Origin of the sequence: Treponema sp. UBA785 (genome assembly GCF_002297065.1) — a bacterium.
Lineage (GTDB): Bacteria > Spirochaetota > Spirochaetia > Treponematales > Treponemataceae > Treponema_D.
In genome coordinates this window covers 1-6,921 of sequence record NZ_DBJD01000045.1, presented here as the reverse complement: position 1 = coordinate 6,921, position 6,921 = coordinate 1, and the positions used below count along the sequence as shown (strand labels likewise).

The 6,921-nt window shown below is 39.5% G+C and carries 7 protein-coding genes; 5 read left to right on the top strand and 2 right to left on the bottom strand.

Going from position 1 to position 6,921, the window contains the following annotated elements; all coding sequences use genetic code 11:
* Window positions 1–39 precede the first annotated feature (39 nt).
* On the bottom strand, window positions 40–1,719 hold the full coding sequence (locus tag B2X33_RS03545; RefSeq protein ID WP_296667705.1) for a M30 family metallopeptidase: 1,680 nt from the start codon (window positions 1,717–1,719) through the stop codon (window positions 40–42).
* A gap of 138 nt (window positions 1,720–1,857) precedes the next feature.
* On the opposite strand from B2X33_RS03545, the gene B2X33_RS03540 reads away from it, so the two are divergent.
* The 4 genes from B2X33_RS03540 to rsmG all read left to right on the top strand — a co-directional run bounded on the left by B2X33_RS03540 (window position 1,858) and on the right by rsmG (window position 5,421).
* Window positions 1,858–2,598 carry an RsmE family RNA methyltransferase gene (locus tag B2X33_RS03540; protein WP_296017716.1) on the top strand — a complete coding sequence of 247 codons (741 nt, stop codon included), beginning with the start codon at window positions 1,858–1,860 and terminating at the stop codon, window positions 2,596–2,598.
* A gap of 206 nt (window positions 2,599–2,804) precedes the next feature.
* Complete coding sequence (locus B2X33_RS03535) at window positions 2,805–3,605, top strand: hypothetical protein (RefSeq protein WP_296017712.1); 801 nt, start codon at window positions 2,805–2,807, stop codon at window positions 3,603–3,605.
* A complete protein-coding gene (locus B2X33_RS03530) occupies window positions 3,592–4,617 on the top strand; it encodes a hypothetical protein (RefSeq protein ID WP_296667703.1) in 1,026 nt (341 codons plus the stop codon). The genes B2X33_RS03535 and B2X33_RS03530 overlap by 14 nt, the downstream gene beginning before the upstream one ends.
* Window positions 4,618–4,692: 75 nt before the next feature.
* Entirely contained in the window at window positions 4,693–5,421 is a 729-nt protein-coding gene (gene rsmG, locus B2X33_RS03525) for a 16S rRNA (guanine(527)-N(7))-methyltransferase RsmG (protein ID WP_296667700.1), read from the top strand.
* 108 nt (window positions 5,422–5,529) lie between these two features.
* On the opposite strand, the gene B2X33_RS03520 is transcribed toward rsmG, so the two are convergent.
* Window positions 5,530–5,700, bottom strand: a complete 171-nt coding sequence (locus tag B2X33_RS03520) for a hypothetical protein (RefSeq protein ID WP_288516204.1) — start codon at window positions 5,698–5,700, stop codon at window positions 5,530–5,532.
* A gap of 263 nt (window positions 5,701–5,963) precedes the next feature.
* On the opposite strand from B2X33_RS03520, the gene B2X33_RS03515 reads away from it, so the two are divergent.
* The coding region (locus tag B2X33_RS03515; RefSeq protein WP_296667698.1) for a DUF711 family protein at window positions 5,964–6,921 on the top strand (958 nt) is incomplete at its 3' end.

Below are 6,921 nucleotides of genomic sequence, written 5' to 3'. Positions count from 1 at the left end.
TTTAAGTTGTTTCGCAACAAAGCGAGAAACGACCGTTTTTTATTTTATTATCAAATATATTTTTTCCGCGCTTGTTCCAGACGAGAAACTGACGGAAACATTCGAACCGGAAAAAGTTCCTATTCCGTGAATTAAAATTCCATTTTCCGGTCTTAAATCAACACTTTTTGCATTATAGTTAAAAATTGCAGGTCCATAATATTCTTTTTCATTCACAGAAAAAGAATATTCAGAATCGAAAATATTGTAAGCGGTCATTGGATATTCATAAGGATTTAAGCTGTAATCGCCTGAATTGTATTTGAGCGTGCACTCTGCATCTTTATCGTGCGTATAAGTTGAATTTCCCAAAAGCGCCAGCAAGTATTTTTCAAATAAATCATCGTAAGTGTAATTTGTGCCATTTAAGGAATTTACAGCATCTGTTATTGAATCGTTATCCACATAAGAATTTTTACTGATTTTTTGAACAAGTTCCGCTCCGCCAAAATTTCTGGCAATAAACGAACCAAACGAAAATGCAGTTGCATACGAACAAATTTGCTTATCTGAATTGTATTCGCTAATTCCAGAATAGTAGTAATATGCGTTAAAAACTGTTGTTCTTGCTTTAGGAGAATCTTCGTCGTCAATTCCCAAATGTTTCTGCATCATATCTTCACAGAGCATGCTGAGCATTTCATTGTACCATTGACCGCTGGTCAGATCGTGCGAAACAGTTTTCTGGTTATAATTTACCATGTGCTGAAATTCGTGCGCCAAAGTAGAAATAGTAGTGTCAAAATTCGAATTTGAATATCCGGAATCTATATAAAAATATTTTCCGTTATTTGAAGTTACGCCATTTTCTGAATAATTATAAATATAGTCTTTTGCATAAAAATATCCGACAATTCCGCATTTATCTTCCTTGGAAAGGGAATAATCGTTTCCAATGTCGTAAACAACAATGTTTATTTTTGTACCAGTGCTGCTGTAATCTTCCATATTGCGCCATCTGGAATCATAATAAATATTATCAGATTCTTTTCCAAAAACATTTGTTATCATAGGATACATCTTGTCAAAGGCGTCCGCATATTTTTGAGCAATTGCAGAATCAACTTTGTTTTCGCCGGCAGTTGAAGAATAAAAATCATCAACAACCCAGACATAGCAGTAAGTTCCAACTGCGCGGAGAGTTGCGGATTTTTGAACGAAAGTTGAAATATCGGTATTATTGTCCACGTAAATTCTTTTTGTTTCGCCTACGTTTCCGCTGATTGCAGTTTCGGACAAAACAGAAACCGAGCGGGCTGAAGAAGCGTAATTTTTTAAATCAATTTGCTCAGGAATAAAGCAGCCGGCAAAACCTTTTTGAAGATTTTGAACTTCTTCATCTAATTCTAAAAAATCGCTAGAAGTGCTGGAAACGGCCAGCCTTTGGCTTGAAGCCGTCAGAGTTCTTGTATTTGTTGAACTGATAGTTTGCGAACCGGTGTTTCTTCTTACAAAATAAAGTGTTTTTCCGGAAACTGCGTTTGAAATGTTTACGGTTTTTACATCTGCCGAAAGCTCAAAAATATCGCTCTGAGAGGCATCCCAGGAAACAGTTGAGGACGTTGCAGAAGAAACTGTCGAAGAAGTTGCTTCAGTAGTTAAACTTAAATCTAAATCGCAAGAAGCGAGAAAAAGCGTTGTAAAAACTACAAAGAACAAATTCTTTTTATACAACATCATTAGCCCGCTCCGATTTTTTGATAATTTTTAAGCAAAACAACAGCTTGGTTTATTATAAATTTCTTTTCGTTGTAAAATCTATAAAAAAAATCTAAAATTAGGTCATTCTAAGAGATTTCTTAGACACCAGGAATTTTTATGAATATTTGTCTTTTTACGAGTGAAGAAATTTCAAAACCGTTAAATAAAAGCGATGAGCGGGCACAGCATATTATAAAAGTTTTGCACAAAACGACTGGCGACACTTTTGATGCAGGAATTATTGGCGGTGCGGCAGGAATTGCCCAAATTACAGAAATTTCTGGCGACGGACAAATCAGTTTTTCTTTTGTGCCAAAAACCCGCGGCAAACCGCTTTATCCTCTCAGTTTGATTATCGGTTTTCCGCGTCCAATTCAATTAAGAAGGCTTTTGCGCGATGTTGCAGGTCTTGGATGCCGCAAAGTTATTTTGACTGGAACTAAATTGACCGAAAAATCTTATCTTGACTCAAACGTTGTTTCTGACGGCTCTGCATACAAAATGCTTCTGGACGGAACGGCGCAGGCGGCAAGCACTCATGTTCCTGAACTGGTTGTTGCAAAATCGCTTTCGGAAGCAATAAATCTTGTAAAAAGCGACAGAGAATTTGAAACTTCGCTAATTGCCCTGGACAACCGCCGCCCAAAAGAAAGTTTGCGCAGTTTTTTGGAAAAAGAAGGTTCGGCAAAAATTGTTGCGGCAATTGGAAGCGAGCGAGGCTGGACGGACGACGAGCGCGACCTTCTGGAAAAAAACAATTTTACGCTCTGCTCGATGGGCTGCAGAATTTTAAGAACCGAAACAGCGGCGACCGTTGCGGCAAGCATTATTTTAAATTCGATGGGATTTTTGGAATAAATACAAAATTTGGACAAGGGATTGTAGCACCGCCGAAGGCGTTGTTTTGCAAGGCAAAACAATGGAGCGCGAAGACGCGGAAGTGCGAAAAGCCCGGTTTTTGCAAGGCAAAAATGGCCCGGAATTCAAAATTTAAAAATTGTTTTTTGAAAGCCTTGAGCATTTTTTTAATGACCAATTAAATTTTTTTGACTATAATTCGACTTATGGATAACGAAACTATTAAACAAAAACTTTTGGAAATTCAGCCGACGGAACTGGATTTTCAGGTAATTTTGACTGGAAAAGAATCGACAAGGGTAAACGGACTTTACAACCCGGAAACAAGAGAAATTTTACTGCACAATAAAAATTTTAAGGAAGACAATCAGCTTATTTATACGGCGATTCACGAATATACTCACCATCTTGTAAACGAAGAAAAACTTGCCGAAAGCGGCGGAAAAATTATGGCCGGCGGAAAAGCTCACAATGCGGCTTTTTGGGCTAAATTCCATGCCCTGCTTCAAAAAGCAGAAAGTCTTGGAATTTATAAGATTTCGATTGAAGAATCTCCTGAATTAAAGGAATTGACTGAAAAAATTCGTCGCGATTATATAGAAGTAAACGGAAAATTGATGCAGGAATTTGGAAGGCTTTTGAGCCAGGCTCATGCTCTCTGCGAAAAGTTAAATATTCGTTACGAGGATTATCTTGACCGCGTTTTGTGTCTGCCGCGCACAACTGCAAAAGAAATTACAAAAGTTGGAATGGTGGAAGTAAATCCGGCAATCGGTTTTGACAATATGAAAAAAGTTGCGTCATTAAAAAAATCGGAAGATCGTCAGGCTGCTGAACAGCAGATTCTTGAAGGAAAGCCTGCCGACACTGTTGCCCAGCTTATGAAACAGCACAAAAATGACGATCCAAGACAAAAACTCGAAAAAGAAAAAAATCGTCTGGAAAAAACTATCACTGCCCTCCAGCAGAGATTGCAATATGTGGAAGAAAGCCTTGAAAATCTGTAAAAAAACTGTTTTTTTGTCTGCCGCATTTATTTTGATTCTCAGTGCAAAAGTTGAAAATCCAATTTTTGCTCAGGAGAATTCTGCGCAAAAAAATCTGGAACTTCCGGCTCAGCCGAAGATGCCTTCGACTTCTATGCCGACAATTTCTTCGCCTTCAATCGGAAAAGGTTTTTATATTCCGGGAAATAAGGAATTTTATACCGGACGCAAAAACGCAGTTTCCAGCGCAAAAAACGCAGTTCCTTCAAAAAATGAAAATTCAGACGCAAAAAATTTGGAAGCCGAAGAAAATTCTACAGCGGTGGCATTTTCTGGCAAAAACGCTCAACTTTCCGAATTAAAAAATTATCTTACAGCAGGCGACCTCTCAAATTTGAGCAGTCTTGGGATTTTGGGAGAAATTTCCGGTCTTTCCAGCGAAAATTCTGGACTTTCTTTTCTCGGTTCTTCGCTAAACCAGACGAATCCGTCAAATTCGCTGAATTCCTCAAAAAATTTGGCTTTGAACGCACAAAATTCGATTTATTTACGGCAAATTCTTTCGGAACTTGAAAACTTAAAAAAGGCAGCCATCGGAAATGGCAATATTGGAACTTCTGCGCAAAATGCGGCAATTTTTTCTCAAAACGAAGCTTTAAAAGTTCCTCAAAAAAATCAGTCGATTTTGAGATTTTTAGTAAACGGTCAAAATCTAAAACCTGCCTGCAAGACTGTTTTTTTCTCTGAGCCGCAAGTTGACGGAACTTTTTTATTGACCGGCGACTGCAAATATCAGTTAAACGGAAAAAATCTTTCGGAAACTTTTTATATTTTGTTTAAGGCGGATGGAGCAACCAACGGAAGCAACAAATTTACCGCAACGACGGCGCTTTCTCAGACAGAAAAAAACAATTCGTCGTATCTGTATAAAATATGCCAGCTTGGTGAACTTTACGCCTACAAGACAGGAAATCTTGTAACATTAAAAGCGGAAAAAGACGGAACAAATCTAGATTTGCTTTTGAGCATGTAAAAACTGAAGCTGAAATTTCGGTTTCGATTTTATTTTTTTTATAAAATAAAATTTTTATTCAAAAAGAGGCATTTTATGAATTATCTTCACGAAGGACTTGTCCAGCTTGGTTTTGAAAAAGGCGATTTTTGCGGAATAAAAACGCTTCCGCTGCCAGAACTTGAAGAAAAAATGGACATTTACATAAAAACGCTTCTGGAGTTTAACGAAAAATTCGACCTTATAAATACAGAAGACTACGACGAAACTGCAATCCGCCATGTTTTGGACAGTTTAAGCGGCGCAGAAAAAGTCGCCGCCCTATGCGCCGGTCTTGTCGAAAAATCCGGAACAGAACTTTCTTTCGGTTGCAATAACCTTATGCTCGCGGACATTGGTTCTGGAGCAGGACTTCCAGGAATTCCGCTGGCAACCGCTTTTCCGTCATTAAATTTTACGCTTGTAGAAAGAATGTCAAAACGATGCAATTTTCTTTTGACCTGTGCACAAAAACTGAATCTTGAAAATGTTACGATCGAAGAAAATCAGGCAGAAAGACTTGCTCAAAAACGCTTCGATCTTTGTGTTTTTAGGGCTTTTAGACCGCTGGACAAAAAAATGCTCAAAATTTTGCGAAGAATTTTAAAAGATAACGGAAAACTTGCGGCTTACAAGGCAAAAGCCGAAAAAATAAAAGAAGAAATGGAAGCTTTGGAATCATCTTCACCAAAATACGTAATTGAAAAACTGACTGTTCCTTTTTTGACCGAAAACACAAAAGAAGGCGAAGAACGCGAACGAAACCTTGTCGTTATTGAAAAATAATATTGTAATTTTTTTGAAGTGAATTTTCTGTAAAATAAAAAAAACCGGTTCAAAAAATGAGCCGGTCTTTTGCCAAATTTTCAGTTCCTTACGGATTTTTAGTAAAAATTAGAAAATCAACTGTACGAGTTTTCCGATTGGGTCAAAATCCAAGAGAAGAATGTCAAATGCGAAGAATACAAAAAATCCTACAACTGTAATCAATGCAAGAGAAGCAACTCCAAGAACGCCTTCTACAAACGGATTAAGTTTTTTTTCTTCTTTATTGTTTGCTGCCATAAAAAGCTCCTATAGTTTCCAAGGGTATGAATAATAATATACTTTTGAAGGCATTACAGTCAAGTGTGAAAAAACGACATTTATTTGAACAACAATGCATTTTAAGATAGAATTGACCTTGCGTTAGGGATAGGAGCGGCGGCGGAGCCGTTCAAAAATAGCGTTCGGCTTGCTTGCATCTCATCATTTTTGAATGGAGCGAAAGCGGAACCGCGGATAGCCCGGCGGCGCGAAGCGGCGAAACGCCCTATTTTGGAGGAAATATGCTTTTTACACCTGTTGAAATTCAGGAGACCGTTAATATGTTCATGCAGCAGAAGCTCGATGTGCGCTGCATAACAATGGGAATTTCGCTTTTGGACTGCGCGGACTCGGACGCAAAAACTGCAAACCAGAAAATCTATGAAAAAATAATGCGCAAGGCCGGAAATCTTGTGAAAGTCGGGCAGGACATTGAAAAGGAATTCGGCGTTCCAATCATAAACAAGCGTGTTTCTGTAACTCCAATCTCGCTCGTTGCCGGAGCAAGCGGCGCAAAATCCTACGTTGAATACTGCAGAACGCTCGACAAATGTGCGAAAGAGCTTGGAATAAACTTTATCGGCGGATTTTCGGCTCTCGTCCAGAAAGGAATAACTCCAGCTGACAGAATTCTGATTGAGTCAATTCCGGAAGCTCTGGCAACTACTGATTTTGTCTGCTCGTCTGTGAACTGCGGCTCAACAAAGTCGGGAATCAACATGGACGCTGTAAAGCTGATGGGCGAAATCATCAAGAAAACTTCCGAGGCAAGCAAAGACTGCGCGGTGAACGGCTGCTCAAAGCTCGTTGTTTTCTGCAATGCGCCGGAAGACAATCCATTTATGGCCGGAGCTTTCCACGGACCGGGAGAAGGAGACGCTGTTATAAATGTTGGAGTTTCAGGGCCTGGAGTAATTCTTGCGGCGGCAAAAGACTATAAAGGAAAGCCAATCAACGAGCTTGCCGAGGGAATCAAGAAGATGGCGTTCAAAATCACGCGTCTTGGACAGCTTGTCGGAAGCGAGGCTGCGAAGCGTCTTGGCGTTGATTTTGGAATTCTCGACCTTTCCCTTGCCCCGACTCCAGAAGTGGGCGACTCGGTTGCTCGTATTCTTGAGGAAATCGGTCTTGACGGAGCGGGCTGCCCGGGAACAACAGCGGCTCTTGCGATGCTCACCGACATGGTGAAAAAAGGCGGCG

Coding starts and splice junctions, on each gene's coding strand:
- B2X33_RS03535 (WP_296017712.1), top strand. CDS start 2,805: ATGGATAACGAAACTATTAAACAAAAACTTTTGGAAATTCAGCCGACG.
- B2X33_RS03545 (WP_296667705.1), bottom strand. CDS start 1,719: ATGATGTTGTATAAAAAGAATTTGTTCTTTGTAGTTTTTACAACGCTT.
- rsmG (WP_296667700.1), top strand. CDS start 4,693: ATGAATTATCTTCACGAAGGACTTGTCCAGCTTGGTTTTGAAAAAGGC.
- B2X33_RS03520 (WP_288516204.1), bottom strand. CDS start 5,700: ATGGCAGCAAACAATAAAGAAGAAAAAAAACTTAATCCGTTTGTAGAA.
- B2X33_RS03540 (WP_296017716.1), top strand. CDS start 1,858: ATGAATATTTGTCTTTTTACGAGTGAAGAAATTTCAAAACCGTTAAAT.